Origin of the sequence: Microbacterium sp. GXS0129, assembly GCF_044769785.1 — a bacterium.
Classification (GTDB): Bacteria; Actinomycetota; Actinomycetes; order Actinomycetales; family Microbacteriaceae; genus Microbacterium; species Microbacterium nymphoidis.
Window position 1 is genome coordinate 310,767 of the sequence record NZ_JBIZVZ010000005.1, and the last position, 15,996, is coordinate 326,762.

Genomic DNA, 15,996 nt, shown 5'->3' on the forward strand with positions numbered 1-15,996 from the left:
GCGGTGTATCCGGGATCAGCGCGCGGCGGCGCGTGCCTGGGCGATGAAGTCCGTGACGGTGAACATCACCTGCGGACTGGTGATGGTCGACGACATCGAGGCGCGCAGGCCCACCGAGCCCGCCTTCTGGAAACCGTCCGTCTTGTCGGTTCCCGTCAGCTGCCATCTGGTCGGTTCCGTCGTGCCATCGATCCACGCCTTCGCCGACACCGTCGTGGTGCCCGTTCCGGTGACCATGACGGAAGCGTGGATCAGCGTCCCGGGGTTGTACTTCCCCGGCAGCACGTAGCTTGCTCCGCCCAGCGCCGCCTCGTCCCGGAGGATGTAGAGGCGAGCTGTGCCGTTCGGCTCGATCCGCACGCGTGCCTGGTAGGCGCCCGTATCCGTCTGCCGCCCGACCACGGTCAGGGCGACCGCGCCCGTGCCGGCCGGAACGGCGTCGGCACGGAATGCCGTCGACACCACGACCGAATCGGTCTGCACAGCGGACAGCAGCGCCGAACGCGTCCAGGACGGGGCGACGGTCATGGTGCCGCCGATGCCATTGGCTACGGCGAAGGCCGAATCACCGCCCAGCGTCTGCCACACCCCGCCGGTCGCCGCGGTGCCCCACTGTCCGGCCTCCGAGCGTGCGAAGGAGTCCTGTCCCAGCACGTCGCCCGGCGGCAGTGCGGTGACGGAGACCACCTGCGAAGTCTCCGAGGTCGCGCCGGTGTTGTCCGTCACCGTGAGCTTGACGGTGTACTGCCCCTCGGCGGCGTAGGTGATGGCGGTCCTGGTGACGCCCTCATCGTCCTCGCCCCACTGACCGTCGCCGAAGTCCCAGGAGTACTTCACGATCGGGCCCTCGACGTCGGAGGACTCGCTCGCATCGAACGCCACGTCCAGGCCAGTGGTGGTGGCGGTGAAGGCGGCGACCGGCGGGTTGTTCTGACCGGGCACGACCAGCGGCTTGCCGTCGGTCACGGAGTAGTCGTCGAACCGGATGACCGATCGCGGCACGGTGGACAGCGAGCTCACCGAGCCCATCAGCCCGACGGCCCCGGGAGTCTGCAGCTCGTTCGTCGAGTCGATCGCGGCGATCTGCCACGTCACCGGCTCCACGGTCGACGCGTACCACATCTTGGCCCCCAGTTCTGTGGGCGAAGAGCCCCGGACGCTCACGGAGACGAAGACGTCGGTTCCCGGCTTGTAGTCGGTCAGCACGACGCTCTTGCCGCCCAGCGGAGTCTCGCCCTGCAGTAGGTACAGACGCACTGTTCCGCCTGGCTCGAACCGCACGCGCGCGGAGTAGTTCATGCCGTTGACCACGCGTCCGAGGACCGTCGCGCTCACCACTCCGCCGACGGGTGCCGCGGGCAGCGACACACGCACCGTGGAGATGGTGTCGGCGGCGGACACCGACTTCAGCAGCCCGGTGCGCGTCTGCGCTGCGGCGAGCGTCATCGTGGCGGCCTTGCCGTCCACATCGAACGACGTGCTGCCGTTTGCCGTCGCCCAGGCACCGCCGGTGTCGGCGGCACCCCAGGCCGCGGTGGTCGTGCGCTCGAAGGCGTCTGCGGCCACCACGTTCTCCGCGATGATGCCCGTCTCGTCGACGGTGACGGTCTGCGTCACCTTGTTCGTGGCGCCGGAGTCGTCCGTCACGGTCAGGCTCACCGGGTAGCTGCCTGCCGCGGCATAGCGGTAGTCGACCTTGGCGCCCTCACCCGTCAGGCCGTTGCCGAAGTCCCACGAGTACTTGACGATGCCGCCGTCGGGATCGACCGACGTCGTGCCGTCCACGGAGACGAGCCCGTCGGTCACGGAGGACGTGAACGCGGCCTTGGGGGCGACGTTGCTTCCCGCCGAGGTCGTGGCGGTCATCTTCACCCACGAGCTCTGGGCGCTGTTGCCGTACGGGTCCGTGGCGGTGATCCGGTATTCGTACGCCGTGCCCGGGGTGAGGCCCACATCACGGAAGGTCAGCTGCGGCCGGTTCCAGCGCGTCGAGGTCGCCTTCGTCGTGTAGACGGGGGCTGCGACGCCCTTGCGCGTGACGGTGTAGGTGAGCTCGGCGTCGTCCGGGTCGAAGTTCCCCGTCCAGGTGAGCAGCACCTGTCCCCGCTTGGGGCTGCTCGCCTTGAGGGCGAACGATGCCGGATCGGTGAGCACGGGACCCTGTTTGTTCGGTGCGACCTCGCGGGTTCCGAATCGGACGATGCCCTGCTGCGGCGTGTTGTTCACGGCGAGGAACTCGCCGCCGTAGATGACGTAGTCGCCCCCGCCGGTGACCGTCCAGGTGGCCTGGCGCTGACCGGTGTACGTGCCGATCGTGAAGGCGGGGTTGAAGTGCATCAGCTTCGCGGCCGGCTGACCCGGGAAGCTCTTGTACCCGTACCGCGACTTGGTGAGGGTTGCCTCGGTGGGGCGCATGTCCCAGGCGAACGCGTGGAAGAAGGTCTCGGGGCTCGTGCGCAGGTAGCCGGTGGGCACGGTGTCGCAGGAGTGCTGGTGGGTGGCCTTGTACATCAGGCCCCGGAAGAGCGCCACGTCGTAGGAGTCGCCGTGGCAGTCCTCCATCGTGATCATGGATCCGTCATCCCAGCTCGCGTAGAAGGTGCCCTCGCTGCCCGCGCCGGTGGCGAACTGGTACGAGGATCCGTACACGCCGCGATCGTCGGACGCGAGGCCCATGAAGCCGTCGGACGATCCCGCGTTGTAGATGATCGAGTTCATCGCCCACGGACGCAGCGCTCCGGTCGTGGCGTCGAGGGCGGCGATGCCACGACCCGGGTTGGTCGAGCCGTTCGTGCGCTCGAAGCTTCCGGCGACGACGACCTTGGACCGGTCGGGGGAGACGACCACGCTGCGCGCGATCCCGTTCCCCGTGAGGGTGGCCTGGAAGGGCAGGACCTTGCCGGTGGTGGCGCTGACCGCGCCGACCCGGGTGCGGGCCACATTGTTCAGCGTGCTGAATCCGCCGGCCAGGTACACCGTGTCGTCCGTGGCTGCGATCCCGTACACCGCCGCGTTCGTGCCCACGTTGAGGGCGTTCACGGCGCCGGTCGCGGTGTCGATGGCGGCGAGACGGTAGCGCTGCTGGCCGCCGATCTGCGTGAACGCGCCGCCGACGTAGAGCGTCTTCCCGTCGGGCGACAGCTCCGTCGCGTAGACCGCCCCGTTGACCGGCAGGTTGAAGTTGGGATCCATCTCACCGGTCTGGAGGTTGTAGCGCAGGAAGTTCTGACGCGGGGTCTCATCGACCCCTCGTGCCGCACCGGCGGGCCGCGCCTGCGTGAACTGCCCGCCGGCGTACACCCAGTCGCCGACGACGGTCTGCGACCAGACGACGCCGTTGATCTGGACGGTGGGCAGCGGATCGGCGGAAACCGTCGCGGGAGACGGATCGCCCGCTGCCACCGGTGCCGTCTCCGCTGCCGCGGACGTGGGATTGTTGATGTTGACCATCGTCCCGGCGGCCAGCGCCAGAACGATGCCGAGTGCGGCGCCGAGATGCCGTCTCGGGCGCGCGACAAGTCGCATGTGAGCCACTGCTGTGACCTTTCCCCAGGGTTGTGAAAATAGCCGCGTCCCCACACGGCTGCGACGACTCGGGCGAATCGTCGATCGGATCGTACGTGTATGTGAGGGTCCTCATTTAGTTGTGCATCCACCATGTGGAGAAGTGCCGGAGGAGGCCGCGTGCTCCGCCCGAGGTGACGATCTGCGGCGGGCCATCGTGTCCGTCTTTTACCGCGATCCTGGTTTTTTCGCCGGAGACAGGCAGCCAGCCTGTAAAATGGTCGTACCCCGCCCGCCTGTGTCGACGTACTGCCGACCGACGAGTCCGGAGGTCGCCCATGCTGCTTCTTCTCACCGCGTTCGCGGTGGTTCCGTTGATCCTGCCCGCGGTGATGAAGCGCTGGCGTTCTGATGGCTTTCTCATCGGAGCGGCGCTGTCCGCTGCCGCGTTCGTCCACGCCGCCGCGCAGGGACCGTCCGTGCTCGCGGGCGGCGAGGTGGACGAGAGCCTGACCTGGATTCCGGAACTCGGCATCTCGCTCTCGATGCGCATGGATCTGCTCGGCTGGATTATGGCGCTGATCGTGACCGGCGTCGGCGCGCTGGTGCTGCTCTACTGCCGGTGGTACTTCGCGGGAAAGGAAGCGCGGGGCCTGGGCCTGTTCGGCGCGGTTCTGCTGGCCTTCGCCGGTGCGATGTACGGGCTGGTCCTCACCGACGATCTGATCGTTCTGGTGATGTTCTGGGAGACCACGAGCGTGCTCTCCTACCTGCTCATCGGCTACTACCACAGCCGCTCCGCCAGTCGCCGTGCGGCACTGCAGGCGCTTCTGGTGACGACACTCGGCGGACTGGTGATGTTCGTCGGCGCGGTGATGCTGGTCGTCCAGTCCGGCACCACCAGCATCACGGCGATCCTGTCGGATCCGCCCCAGAACGCCTGGCTGGGCCTCGCACTCACGCTCATCCTCGTGGGCGCGCTCAGCAAATCGGCGATCTTCCCCTTCCACTTCTGGCTTCCGGGAGCCATGGCCGCCCCCACGCCGGTCAGCGCCTATCTGCACGCTGCGGCGATGGTCAAGGCCGGCATTTACCTGCTCGCCCGCTTCGCCCCGGCGTTCGCGGACGTGATGCCGTGGCGGCCGGTCGTCGTGATCCTCGGCATCGTCACGATGCTGCTCGGCGGTGCGCAAGCGCTGCGGGAGACGGACCTCAAGCGCATCCTGGCCTTCGGCACGGTGAGCCAGCTCGGCATGCTGACCGCGATCCTCGGCTACGGCACGCGCGACGCGGCGCTGGCCGGAATGGCGCTGCTCATCGGGCATGCGCTCTTCAAGTCGGCCCTCTTCCTGGTGGTGGGCGTGATCGACCGCCAGCTGTCCACCCGCGACGTCTACGAGCTCTCCGGTCTCGGTCGTCAAGCGCCCGCCCTCGCGACGGTGTCGATCATCGCGGTGGCCTGTATGGCGGGACTTCCGCCCACGATCGGCTTCGCGGGCAAGGAGGGCGCGCTCGCCGCCTTCTGGGATGAGGCGTTCGGCGGATCGGTGTGGGGATGGATCGGCCTGGTCGGCCTCGCGGTGGGTTCGGCGCTCACCGTGGCCTACGGCATCCGCTTCGTCTGGGGCGCGTTCTGGAGCAAGCGTGATGAGTCAGGCGTGGCCGTGCCCACGATCTCCTGGCCGCGGCCGCCCTTCGGCTTCGTGCTGGCCCCGGCGATCCTGGCCACGCTGAGCCTCGTGGCCGGCCTCGTCGCGCCTCTGCTCGATCACCCCCTGGCGCTCTACGCGGACACGGCGCCGCGCTCGTCGAGCGGTATTCCCGAACCGGCATATGACGCGCATCTGTCCCTGTGGCACGGATTCGAGGCTCCACTGTTCATCACCATCGGCGCGATCGTGATCGGTGCGCTGGTGTTCTGGTGGAGCCGGGCCGCCACCTGGGATCGTCGTCCGCACCTGCTGCCGTTCACGGGCGTCGATGCGTATGTCGGCACCCAGCACGCCGTCGACCGGCTCTCCGTGCTGGTCACCGCACTCTTCCAGCGGGGTTCGCTTCCCATCTACGTCGGCACCATCTTCGTGGTCTTCGTCGGCGCCGAGATCCCCGCGCTGCTCGCGTCGCCATCGTGGCGCGGTGCGATCGATGCCTGGCAGCATCCCGTCCAGCTCGTCCTCGCCCCGGTGATGATCATCGCCGGCATCGTGGCGGTGCGCGCCCGCAAGCGCTACACCGGCGTGGTCCTGGTCTCCGTCACCGGTCTCGGGATGGTTGTGCTGTTCGCCACGATGGGTGCCCCGGACCTCGCACTCACCCAGGTGCTCGTGGAGACCGTGACCCTCGTCACCTTCACCCTGGTGCTCCGCCGTATCCCGGCCCGGATGGGTGACCGCCACGCCAGCGTCTGGCCGGTCACCCGCGCCATCATCGGTGCCGCCGTGGGCCTGACGCTGGCGTTCATCGTGGTGGTGGCCACCGACGCCCGGAGTCTGCGGCCCGTCTCCGACGACTTCCCCGCGCTCGCCTACGAACTCGGCCACGGCAAGAACGTGGTCAATGTGGCGCTGGTCGACCTGCGCGGCTGGGACACCATGGGGGAGCTGTCGGTGCTGGTGCTGGCGGCCACCGGTGTGGCCTCGCTGGTGTTCGTCACCAACCGCACCGATCTGCTCTCGCAGGTGCGCGCCGTGCCCAAGGCGCGCAACCGCAAAGCCCGGCTCCGCCCTTTCGTCGAGACCACCACCGGCAGCATCGCCGTGCAGAATCCGAGCAACGCCCTCGCGCCGCGCGCCTGGCTGGTGGGCGGTTCCACGATGGACCCCCGGTCCCGCTCGATCATGCTCGAGGTGATCGTCCGGCTGCTCTTCCACACGATCATCGTGGTCTCGGTGTATCTGCTCTTCGCCGGGCACAACCTCCCCGGCGGCGGCTTCGCGGGCGGTCTGGTCGCAGGAATGGCGCTCGTGATGCGCTACATCGCCGGTGGCCGGTACGAGCTCGGCGCCGCCGCTCCGACCGATGCGGGACGACTCCTGGGCGTGGGCATGCTTCTCGCGGTGGGGTCGGCGCTGATTCCCATGCTGTTCGGCCAGGCGGCACTGACCTCATCGTTCTGGAGTGTGGATGCCGGCTTCCTCGGGCACATCGAGTTCGGCTCGTCCACCATCTTCGACCTCGGTGTGTACCTCGTGGTCATCGGCCTGGTGCTGGACGTGCTGCGCAGCCTCGGCGCGGAAGTCGACAGGCAGCTGCACGAGAACGACGACCCGGCTGATGACGTGGTGATCGCATGACCGTATCCGGAGTGCTCATCATCGTCATGGCCGTGCTGGCCGCGGCGGGCGTCTACGCGATGCTCGAGCGCAGCCTCACCCGCGTGCTCATCGGCTTCCTGCTGCTGGGCAATGCGATCAATCTGCTGTTGCTCATCGTGATGGGAGCGCCCGGGATCTCCGCCTTCTACGATCCCGACAACCCCGCCAGCGCGGACGACATCAGCGATCCGCTGCCCCAGGCGCTCACCCTCACCGCCATCGTGATCACGTTCGCCGTGAGCGCGTTCCTCCTCGCCCTGATCTACCGCTCGTGGCAGCTGGGGCAGGCCGACACCGTCGAGGACGACGAGGAGGACCTTGCGGTGCGCGAGCGCTCGGACGCGGAGGAAGACGTCATCCACGACGACGCCGACCTCAGTGCCGACGACGCCACCACCGACTTCGTGGGCGTCGACACATCGCCCATCACCATCCTGCACAGCTGGGACGTGCCCGGAATCGACGAGGACGCGCCGGTCGACCGGCCCGTTCCCGTCACGAAGGCCGATGATGACGACGACTCGCGGGAGGGGAACGCATGACCGCTCACGCGCTCGTCCCGATGGTGGTGATCCTGCCGCTGCTGGGCGCTGCCCTCACGCTGGTGTTCGGTCGTCAGCGACGTACGCAGATCCTGGTCTCCGTCATCACGCTGTCCGCGGTCTTCCTGGTGGCCGCTGCGATGCTCATCATCGTCGACCAGGGAGATATGCCGCTTGCGGTATCCGTCGGCGGCTGGCCGGTGCCGTTCGGCATCGTGCTCTACGTCGACCGGCTCTCGGCGCTGCTCGTAGCCGTCTCCGCGGTCGTGCTGCTCGCCGTCCTCCTGTTCTCCGTCGGACAGGGCGCGGCGGATCGGGATGAGGACACCCCGGTGTCGATCTTCTTCCCGTCGTATCTGATCCTCGGCGCCGGCATCTTCGACGCGTTCATCGCCGGCGATCTGTTCAACATGTACGTCGGCTTCGAGATCCTGCTCGTGGCCTCGTTCGTCCTCATCACACTCGGCGGCACGGCGGCGCGCATCCGCACCGGCGTGGTCTACATCGTGGTCTCGCTGGTGTCGTCGATCCTCTTCCTCGCCGCGATCGCGATGATCTACGGCGCCGTGGGCACGGTGAACCTCGCGCAGCTCGGCGAGCGCCTGGCCACGCTGCCGCAGGAGACGCAGACCGTGCTGCACGTGATGCTGCTGGTGGCGTTCGGCATCAAGGCCGCCGTGTTCCCCATGTCGTTCTGGCTGCCGGACTCGTATCCGACTGCGCCCGCGCCGGTGACGGCCGTGTTCGCCGGCCTGCTCACGAAAGTCGGCGTGTACGCGCTGATCCGCACAGAGACCCAGCTCTTCCCCGACAATGACATGTCCCTGGTGCTGGGCGTCGTGGCGGTGGCCACGATGGTGGTCGGAGTGCTCGGCGCCGTCGCGCAGGCGGAGCTCAAGCGCATCCTGTCGTTCACGCTCGTCAGCCACGTGGGTTACATGGTGCTGGGTATCGCGATCGGAACCTCGGCGGGCTACGGCGCGACGGTCTACTACACCGTGCACCACATCATCGTGCAGACGACGCTGTTCCTCGCGGTGGGGCTGATCGAGCGGCGGGCCGGGTCCACCTCGATCCTGCGCGTGCGGGGCCTCATGACGGCCGCTCCACTGCTGGCCGTCCTCTACTTCCTCCCGGCGATCAACCTCGGTGGCATCCCGCCGTTCTCGGGGTTCATCGGCAAGTACGCCCTGTTCGTCGCCGCAGCGGACGTGGGCACACCGCTGATGTGGGTGATGATCGCCGCCGGCGTGATCACCTCCCTCCTCACGCTGTACGCGCTGATGCGCGCCTGGAACCTCGCGTTCTGGCGCGAAGAAGACGACGCGGCCGAGATCGAGCCGCGCATCCGGCACCTGGGCGACGCACCCGCGGCCGACGACGCGTCCGAACAGCGCGCGAACTCCCGGATCATGACCGCGGCGACCGCGGGACTGGTCGCCGTCACCATCGCGCTGACGGTGTTCGCCGGTCCCCTCTTCGAGCTGTGCGATCGGATCGGATCGGCACTCACCACACCCGTCACGCTCTCGCAGCTCGAGGAGGAGGTGCCCTCATGAGTCCGGAGACCCGTCGCACGTTCGGCCAATCACTCTGGCGGCAGCTGCCGTTCTTCGTCTGGCTGATCGTGGTGTGGATGCTGCTGTGGGGAGAGTTCTCCGCGTTCTCACTGGTGAGCGGCGTCATCGTGGCCTTCGTCGTCACGCGCATCTTCCTGCTGCCGCCGGTCGAACTGTCCGGGCGCGTGAACGTCTGGTACCTCGCGGTGCTGGCCGTGACCTTCAGCGTGGCCGTGGTGGCGGGTTCGCTCCATGTGACGCTGCAGGTGCTGAACCCGCGCCGCTATCCGGGCACCGCGATCATCGGCGTCCAGCTGGAGACGGACGACGACCTCATCATGACTCACGTGGGCGTCACGGCCTCCCTGATCCCCGGCTCCCTGGTGGTACAGACCGATCGCACCAACCGCATCCTGTACCTGCACGTGCTGGACATCGACGATGAGGAGAGCCTGCGCAAAGCGAAGGCCGAAGTGCGCAGGTGGGAGCGGCGCATCGTCCGTGCGGTGGGCTCCCGAGACCAGATGGACGCATTGCGACGAGCGGAGGCGAAGGCATGAATCCCCTGCTGATCGTGATCATCGTGGTGTTCGGCATCGCGGCGCTGCTGACGCTCGTGCGCATCGTGCGCGGACCCTCCATCCTCGACCGTGCCGTCGCATCCGACGTGCTGCTCACCGAGGTGCTGTGCGTGCTGGGTGCGGAGATGGCCATCAACCACCACACCCGCAACCTGCCGGTGTTGCTGATCGTCGCCGCGGTCGGGGTCTTCGGTTCGATTGCCGTCGCGCGATTCGTCGCCCGGAGGGAGAAGCCGTGAGCTGGGACATTCTCTGGGACACCGCCGCTCTCGTCCTGATCCTGATCGGAGCGCTGCTGTGTCTGGTGGCCGCCATCGGTCTGCTGCGCTTTCGCGATGTGCCCACCCGCTTGCACGCCGCCACCAAGCCGCAGGTGCTGGGCCTCGTGCTCATCGCGCTGGCCGTGGGCATCTCCGTGCGGTCCTGGCCGGCGGTCGGGATGCTCGTGGCGATCGTGCTGATGCAGTTCGCCACCGCTCCGCTGTCCGCGCACATCATCGGGCGTCAGGCCTATCGCAACCGCACTCTCGACCAGGACTCGCTTCTGGTGGACGAGCTCGCCGACGCGCAGTCCTCGGACAACGACGACTGACACGAGACGTCCATCTGCGGGTGAGAATCACCGCAACGCGCCGAGTCTCGCCCGCAGAGAGAGCTCTCGCGGCACGATGGAGAAGACGACAGGGGGAAGAATGAGCGCGCAGCCAGGATGGTACGACGCTGAGCAGCCGGGACTCCAGCGGTGGTGGGACGGTGTGGGGTGGACGGAGCACGTGCGAACGACACCGGCACCGCCGGCGCCTCTCGGGTCGCCGGCACCTGGGTTCGGGGCAGGCCCGATATCAGCGACCGGCACCGCAGCACCGGATATGAGGATCATCCCGGGCTGGTACCGGATGCCGAGCACCGGCGAGGTGCGCTGGCACACCGGCACGATCTGGTCGGGCTATTCGCTGCGTGACGGCGTTCCCAAGCCCGATCGGATCACCGGCTCGCAGCGCTCGTCGCAGGGCCTGATCCTCGCGATCCTCTACCTGATCGTCGGGATGATGCAGACATCGCTGGCGATCAGCAACCGCGGGTTCATCGCGAGCGGCGGCCTGTTCCTGGCGCTCGGCGCGTTCTGGCTCTATGGAGCGCTGCGGGCTCGCAAGCGGGAACGGGCACCGCGACCCGTGGACGCCGCAATCGTGCTCGATGCTGTTCGCCCTCTGCCGGGCGAGGCCGAGGCCGCCGGCGCAGGCTGGTATCCCGGCGATCAGCCCGGCCGCACACGGTGGTGGACGGGAGCGCGTTGGTCGCAGTACGTCGCCAAGAACGGCGAGGTGGAGCCGATCTACGGCGTCGAGCGCTCGCTTCGCATCGCAACGCGAATGGGCATGGCGCTGACCATCGCGGGCGCTGTCCTCCTGGCGCTGGGCATCGTGCTCCTGAATGCGACACGGGCCGACGGGATCGCCATCTTCATCGCCTCGATCGGCGGTGCGTTCCTGGTGGCCGGTGGCCTGCTGTGGATCATCTTCGGCTACCGTTCCCGCGCACTGGAGCGCTCTCAGCACCGCCCCGTCCCCTGAGACGCCCGTCCGTGGGCGAGAACTGCCAACAACGCGCTGTCTCTCGCCCACGCGGGGAGTCTCGCCGGATCAGGGCCGCAGGATGAGGGTGTCCGTCGCGGCCGCGGCGACGGCGTCGGAGCTGAAGGCCCAGGGGCGCTGTACGCCCACCGACCAGTCCGGTGTCTGATCCACGTAGTTGGGGTGGAAGGCGTGGCCGCTCGCGCCCGTGAGGTGGATCCACGTGGACTTGTCGAAGTCCGAGACGTCCAGCACCATCCGCATCGACGGCACCGACGTGGTGGCGAAGCTGGAACCGAGGTTCCACCCCGTCGCGTCCACAACGGACGAGCCGCCGCCCACGGCGTACGGGCCGCGGTTGAAGAGCCATTCGATGGGAGCGATGCCCGACTTCCCGAACGTCGCGCTGGTCAGCGTGATGGCGTGCAGCGAGCCCCAGTTCCACTTCGTGACGTCCTCACCCTGCAACGCGGCGAGTCGGTCGTAAGCGCGATTCGCCACGGCCGTGAGCACGGCGTCCCGGCCGGTGGCCCCGGAGACCGGGTCCACCCACCAGGGTGAGTCGGGCTGCTCCAGCAGCGTCGAGACCACCTGGAACATCCGGCCCTGACCGCTCACCGGCGCGGGGGCCGGTTCGTGATCCCGGAAGAGCGCCGTTCCGAGGGTGTCCCACAGCACGTTCGCGTATGCCGCAGCGGGGGAGTCGATCGAGTTCTGTGCGTCCCACTCGCCCAGGAGCGCAACCGCCGCCTGCGGGCCCTTCCGGTCGATCGGCAGGTCGGCGATGGCGGATGCCAGCTGCGGGCCGAGCCAGAACTGCTTGTCGTTCTGGATCTCCTGCATCCGGCTCGCGTCCATCTTGCCTTCGGCGAGCGTCTGGGCGATCAGCTCGGTGATCCGCGCTGCCCGGTAGCCGTGGTCCCAGTCCTGGCTGAGGAAGTACGGGTAGCTGTCATCCACGATGGCGTTGTTCGCGGTCACGATGAAGCCCTGCGCAGGGTTCTTCACCATCGGCATCTCATCGAAGGGGATGTAGCCGGTCCAGTCGTAGGAGCTGTCCCAGCCCGGAGCGGGCACGGATCCGTCACCGGCCCCGCGGATGGGCTGCAGCCCCGGAGCCTGGTAGCCGATCGTGTTCTCCTTGTCGGCGTAGATGAGGTTCTGGCCGGGAACGTCGAAGACCGATGCTGCCGCGCGGAAATCGTCGAAGTCCTTCGCGGTGTTCAGCACGAAGATCGCCTTCGCGGTGTTGCCCGGCTGAAGGGCTGTCCATCGCAGGCTGACGGCGTATGCGTCACCGGCGGGGGCTCCCGCGATGTCGGCATGCTCCGCGATGGAGGTGAAGTCGCCGGTGAGGCCGGAGAGGATCGGGCCGTGCACCGTGGAGCGGATCGTCAGCGGCACATCGGCGCCGCCGGCGACCGTGATGACGTCCTGCTTCTCGGTGATCGGAACCAGTGCGCCGTCGCGCCAGTACTGATCGCCCTGCAGCCGTTCGATGTAGAGATCGGCGACGTCGGTGGTGAGGTTCGTGAAACCCCACGCCACCTGGGCGTTGTGGCCGATCACCACACCGGGAAGCCCGGAGAAACTGAACCCGCCCACATCGAACGGGCATTCCTCCGACACGGTGGAGCACCGCAGCTGCACCTGGTACCAGACGCTGGGGAGCGCCGCGCCGAGGTGCGGGTCGTTGGCGAGCAGCGGAAGACCGGTGTCGGTGAACTCGCCTGCGACCACCCAGGAGTTGGATCCGATCCCCTCGCCCGGGTCGCCCAGCAGCGCGTCGGCGGCTTCGATGACCGTGCCGACCTCACTCCACTCGATGCCGGTGTCCGACACCGACGGCACGCGAACGGCACCGGTGCTCTTCTGCTCGGGCAGCGGCGGCACGATCGTGGGGTTCTGATCGAACGGGTAGGCGGGGTAGAGCTCGGCGATCTGCTCGGGCGTGAAGTCCTGCGCAAGGATGGCGCGATCGGTCTCATCCTCGATGTTGGTGCGCAGATCCCACGCCATGGCCTTGAGCCAGGCCACGGAATCCGCCGCCGTCCACGGCTCGATCTCATAGTCCGGGTTCTGCAGGCCCAGCACCGCGTACTCGAGCGACACGTCTGCACCGTGGTGCTTTGCCAGGTACGCGTTCACGCCCTTCGCGTACGACTCGTAGTAGCTGCGGGTGGTGTCATCGAGCGCCGCCACCTCCTGCTCCGCGATCTCGTGCCAGCCCAGTGTGCGCAGGAACTTGTCGGTGTCCACCTGCGATTCGCCGAAGAGCTCCGACAGGCGCCCGGATGTGGTGTGCCGGCGGAAGTCCATCTCCCAGAAGCGGTCCTGCGCGTGCACGAACCCCTCGGCGAAGAAGAGGTCGTCGGTGGTGTCGGCGGTGATCGTCGGCACGCCGGCCGCGTCGCGTTGCACGGTGACCTCGGCCGACAGCCCGGACAGCTGCACCTCACCGCGCACCTGCGGGAATGAGCGCTGGATGGTCCAGCTGATCAGCACCCCCGCCACCACGATGATCGCGACGACGGCCGCCAGTAGTATCCACAGCGTCCGGGTCACGATGATGCGGGCGCGCCCTCGGGTACGCGTGCCGCCAGGTGTCTTCGCCATTGAGAACTTCCCTCCCCGCTGCTCCCCACGAACAGCAGTGCGCCAGGGGCGCCCATTCTCGATGTTAGCGATCACGGGCGCCCCCGGCGACTTCGTGCGTTCAGTTCCCGGTGGTGCGGGGCTTGCTGGCGGCGGACTCGTTCCACAGGCGATCGAGCGCCGTCACCACGTAGGTGTACGTGGTTCCGGCGATGGCCGTGGCGTCGACCCAGCGCTGGACGGTCCCGCCCTGGGTGCGCACGGTGGCGATCAGGTTGCGCGCGTCATCCGTGTCGATCGAACGCACCGATCCGGCGACGCGGTAGATCGCGAAGGAGGTGGCCTTGGTGCGAGCGGGACCGGTGTCCTGCCACTGCAGCTCCACGCCGCCGGCGGAGGCGGCGGCACGGGACAGCACCGGCTGGCGGACGGCGACCGCGGGTAGGTGCGGCATCGTCGGGATGATCGCGGGGTGGGCGTAGTGGTCCTCGCGAACGCGGGTCATGGCGCCCAGGGCGTTGGTGCGGACATCGCCGGACGAGTAGTAGACGTTGCCATGCACCGGCCGGCCGCTCGCGGTCAGCTGGGCATCCAGCGCGAGGTGGTTGCTGAGCTCGGCAGGGTCGGTGAACGCTCCGCTGGTGACCTTGTAGACCGCTTCGCCGATGTACAGCTGCGTGTTCGACGCCTTCGCCACATCCGCCCACCAGGGCGCGAGCTTCGCGTAGTCGGCGACGGCGAGGCCGATCTGCCAGTAGATCTGCGGGTTGATGTAGTCGAGCCATCCCTCCAGCACCCACTTGCGGCTGTCGGCGAACTGCCCGTCGTACGACTGGGAGCCGTTGGTGTCCGAGCCGAGCGGGTCGGTCGCGCGGTTGCGCCAGATGCCGAACGGCGAGATCCCGAACTTCACCCAGGGCTTGGTCTGCTTGATCCGCTCGCTGATGGTGCGGACGAAGGTGTCGACGTTGTGGCGGCGCCAATCGCCGATATCGGTGAATCCGCCACCGTGAGCAGCGAAGGTCGCCGCATCCGGGATGGTCTGACCGGCCACCGGGTAGGGGTAGAAGTAGTCATCGAAGTGAACGCCGTCGATGTCGTACTTGGCGACGGAATCCAGGATGGCGGCGTAGATGTGCTCCTGCACCTCCGGCAGGCCCGGGTCGAAGTAGAGCTTGCCGCCGAACGCCCACACCCATTCGGGGTGCACCCGCGCGGGGTGCTCCGGCACCAGGGCATCGCGATTGGTGTCCATGGCCACGCGGTACGGGTTGTACCAGGTGTGCAGTTCGAGGTTGCGGGCGTGCGCCTCCTCCACCATAAAGGCGAGCGGATCGAATCCGGGGTCACCGCCCTGCGTGCCGGTCAGGTACTTCGACCAGGGTTCGAGAGGACTCGGCCAGAACGCGTCGGCGGTGGGCCGCACCTGGATGAAGACCGCGTTGAGGCGGTAGGAGACAGCGAGATCCAGCCACCCGATGAGCTCGGCCTTGAGCTCGTCGGCCGACAATCCCGTGCGCGATGGCCAGTTGATGTTGACGACGGAGGCGATCCACATCGCGCGCAGCTCGCGCTTGCGGACGGTGGTGCCGGGCGTCACGCCGGCGCTCGTGGAGTCATCCGCGTGGGCGACGGACAGCGGACCGATCGCGACGCTGAAGAGAGCGCCGGCGGCACCCGCGGTGGCCAGTGTGAGGAACCCGCGGCGGTTCATGGTGGGGATCGATGGGGGCGTCATTGCAACTCCGTAGATGAGGACTGGTTAATCTTTTTCAGATCATCCCGTGATCGTGGGAGTAATTTTCACACGGTCTTGGGGCAACCGCAACGCGTGCTCTCCTGCGCCTAGGCTCAGAGCATGGGTTTCGTCCGGGGTGCCGCGCGGGTCATCAGCGGGATCGGGTTGGCCGGTGTGGGAGTGCTTCACCTCTGCTGGTCGGCCGGATTGAACTGGCCCGCGAAGAACCGCGCTCGCCTCGCCTCAGCCACCGTGGGAAACGCCCGCGCGATGCCGGCGCCCGGGCCCACCGCGGTGGTGGGGGCGGTTGCGCTCGTCGGAGGAGTGGTGACGGCGGGCGCGCTCGGCGAGTCTCGCCTCATCGTGTCGGGGCGCCGGCTGATCGGCCTGGGGTTGCTCACACGCGCGGTTCTCGGCGGCGAGGTCGCGCTGCGGGTGCTGGGCATGGGGCCGGCGGATCCGCGCTTCCGCCGACTCGACGCGCGTGCCTACCGGCCGCTATGCGCTGTGCTCGGTGCCGCCGTCCTGCTCGGTTCCCGGCGCACGTCGTCTCGCCACGATCGGTCGGCGACCGCGTAGCGAGACGACG

The 15,996-nt window shown here is 68.1% G+C and carries 11 protein-coding genes and 1 pseudogene; 9 read left to right on the forward strand and 3 right to left on the reverse strand.

All coding sequences use genetic code 11. The features are described 5' to 3' along the window. Positions 1-15 precede the first annotated feature (15 nt). A complete protein-coding gene (locus ACIQJ5_RS15815; RefSeq protein ID WP_402845244.1) occupies positions 16-3,525 on the reverse strand; it encodes a PKD domain-containing protein in 3,510 nt (1,169 codons plus the stop codon). Between the two features lie 317 nt (positions 3,526-3,842). On the opposite strand from ACIQJ5_RS15815, the gene ACIQJ5_RS15820 reads away from it, so the two are divergent. The 8 genes and pseudogenes from ACIQJ5_RS15820 (at position 3,843) to ACIQJ5_RS15855 (ending at position 11,074) form a co-directional block, all read left to right on the forward strand. After that, positions 3,843-6,797 carry a Na+/H+ antiporter subunit A gene (locus tag ACIQJ5_RS15820; RefSeq protein WP_231091093.1) on the forward strand — a complete coding sequence of 985 codons (2,955 nt, stop codon included), beginning with the start codon at positions 3,843-3,845 and terminating at the stop codon, positions 6,795-6,797. Next, the gene (locus ACIQJ5_RS15825; protein ID WP_402845246.1) at positions 6,794-7,360 is read left to right on the forward strand and encodes a Na(+)/H(+) antiporter subunit C; all 567 of its coding nucleotides are present in this window, start codon (positions 6,794-6,796) and stop codon (positions 7,358-7,360) included. The genes ACIQJ5_RS15820 and ACIQJ5_RS15825 overlap by 4 nt, the downstream gene beginning before the upstream one ends. Next, complete coding sequence (locus ACIQJ5_RS15830; protein WP_231091091.1) at positions 7,357-8,919, forward strand: Na+/H+ antiporter subunit D; 1,563 nt, start codon at positions 7,357-7,359, stop codon at positions 8,917-8,919. Before ACIQJ5_RS15825 ends, ACIQJ5_RS15830 begins: the two co-directional genes overlap by 4 nt. Continuing rightward, entirely contained in the window at positions 8,916-9,479 is a 564-nt protein-coding gene (locus tag ACIQJ5_RS15835) for a Na+/H+ antiporter subunit E (RefSeq protein WP_231091090.1), read from the forward strand. The genes ACIQJ5_RS15830 and ACIQJ5_RS15835 overlap by 4 nt, the downstream gene beginning before the upstream one ends. Continuing rightward, positions 9,476-9,739 (forward strand): monovalent cation/H+ antiporter complex subunit F, encoded by a 264-nt coding sequence (locus ACIQJ5_RS15840; RefSeq protein ID WP_231091089.1) that lies wholly within the window; start codon positions 9,476-9,478, stop codon positions 9,737-9,739. Before ACIQJ5_RS15835 ends, ACIQJ5_RS15840 begins: the two co-directional genes overlap by 4 nt. Beyond that, on the forward strand, positions 9,736-10,092 hold the full coding sequence (mnhG, locus tag ACIQJ5_RS15845; protein ID WP_231091088.1) for a monovalent cation/H(+) antiporter subunit G: 357 nt from the start codon (positions 9,736-9,738) through the stop codon (positions 10,090-10,092). Before ACIQJ5_RS15840 ends, mnhG begins: the two co-directional genes overlap by 4 nt. A 100-nt stretch (positions 10,093-10,192) precedes the next feature. Continuing rightward, positions 10,193-10,288, forward strand: a pseudogene (locus tag ACIQJ5_RS15850) (DUF2510 domain-containing protein); the annotation flags it as partial. Between the two features lie 81 nt (positions 10,289-10,369). Beyond that, positions 10,370-11,074, forward strand: coding sequence for a DUF2510 domain-containing protein (locus ACIQJ5_RS15855; RefSeq protein WP_402845296.1), 705 nt, complete (start codon positions 10,370-10,372; stop codon positions 11,072-11,074). 69 nt (positions 11,075-11,143) lie between these two features. Here ACIQJ5_RS15855 and ACIQJ5_RS15860 read toward each other — a convergent pair whose 3' ends face one another. Further along, complete coding sequence (locus tag ACIQJ5_RS15860; RefSeq protein ID WP_402845250.1) at positions 11,144-13,690, reverse strand: penicillin acylase family protein; 2,547 nt, start codon at positions 13,688-13,690, stop codon at positions 11,144-11,146. A 100-nt stretch (positions 13,691-13,790) separates the two neighbouring features. Beyond that, positions 13,791-15,407 (reverse strand): glycoside hydrolase family 10 protein, encoded by a 1,617-nt coding sequence (locus ACIQJ5_RS15865; RefSeq protein WP_231091085.1) that lies wholly within the window; start codon positions 15,405-15,407, stop codon positions 13,791-13,793. Positions 15,408-15,527: 120 nt separating this feature from the next. Between ACIQJ5_RS15865 and ACIQJ5_RS15870 the strand changes: the two genes are divergently transcribed. Continuing rightward, a complete protein-coding gene (locus ACIQJ5_RS15870; RefSeq protein WP_231091084.1) occupies positions 15,528-15,986 on the forward strand; it encodes a DUF3995 domain-containing protein in 459 nt (152 codons plus the stop codon). Positions 15,987-15,996: the final 10 nt, after the last annotated feature.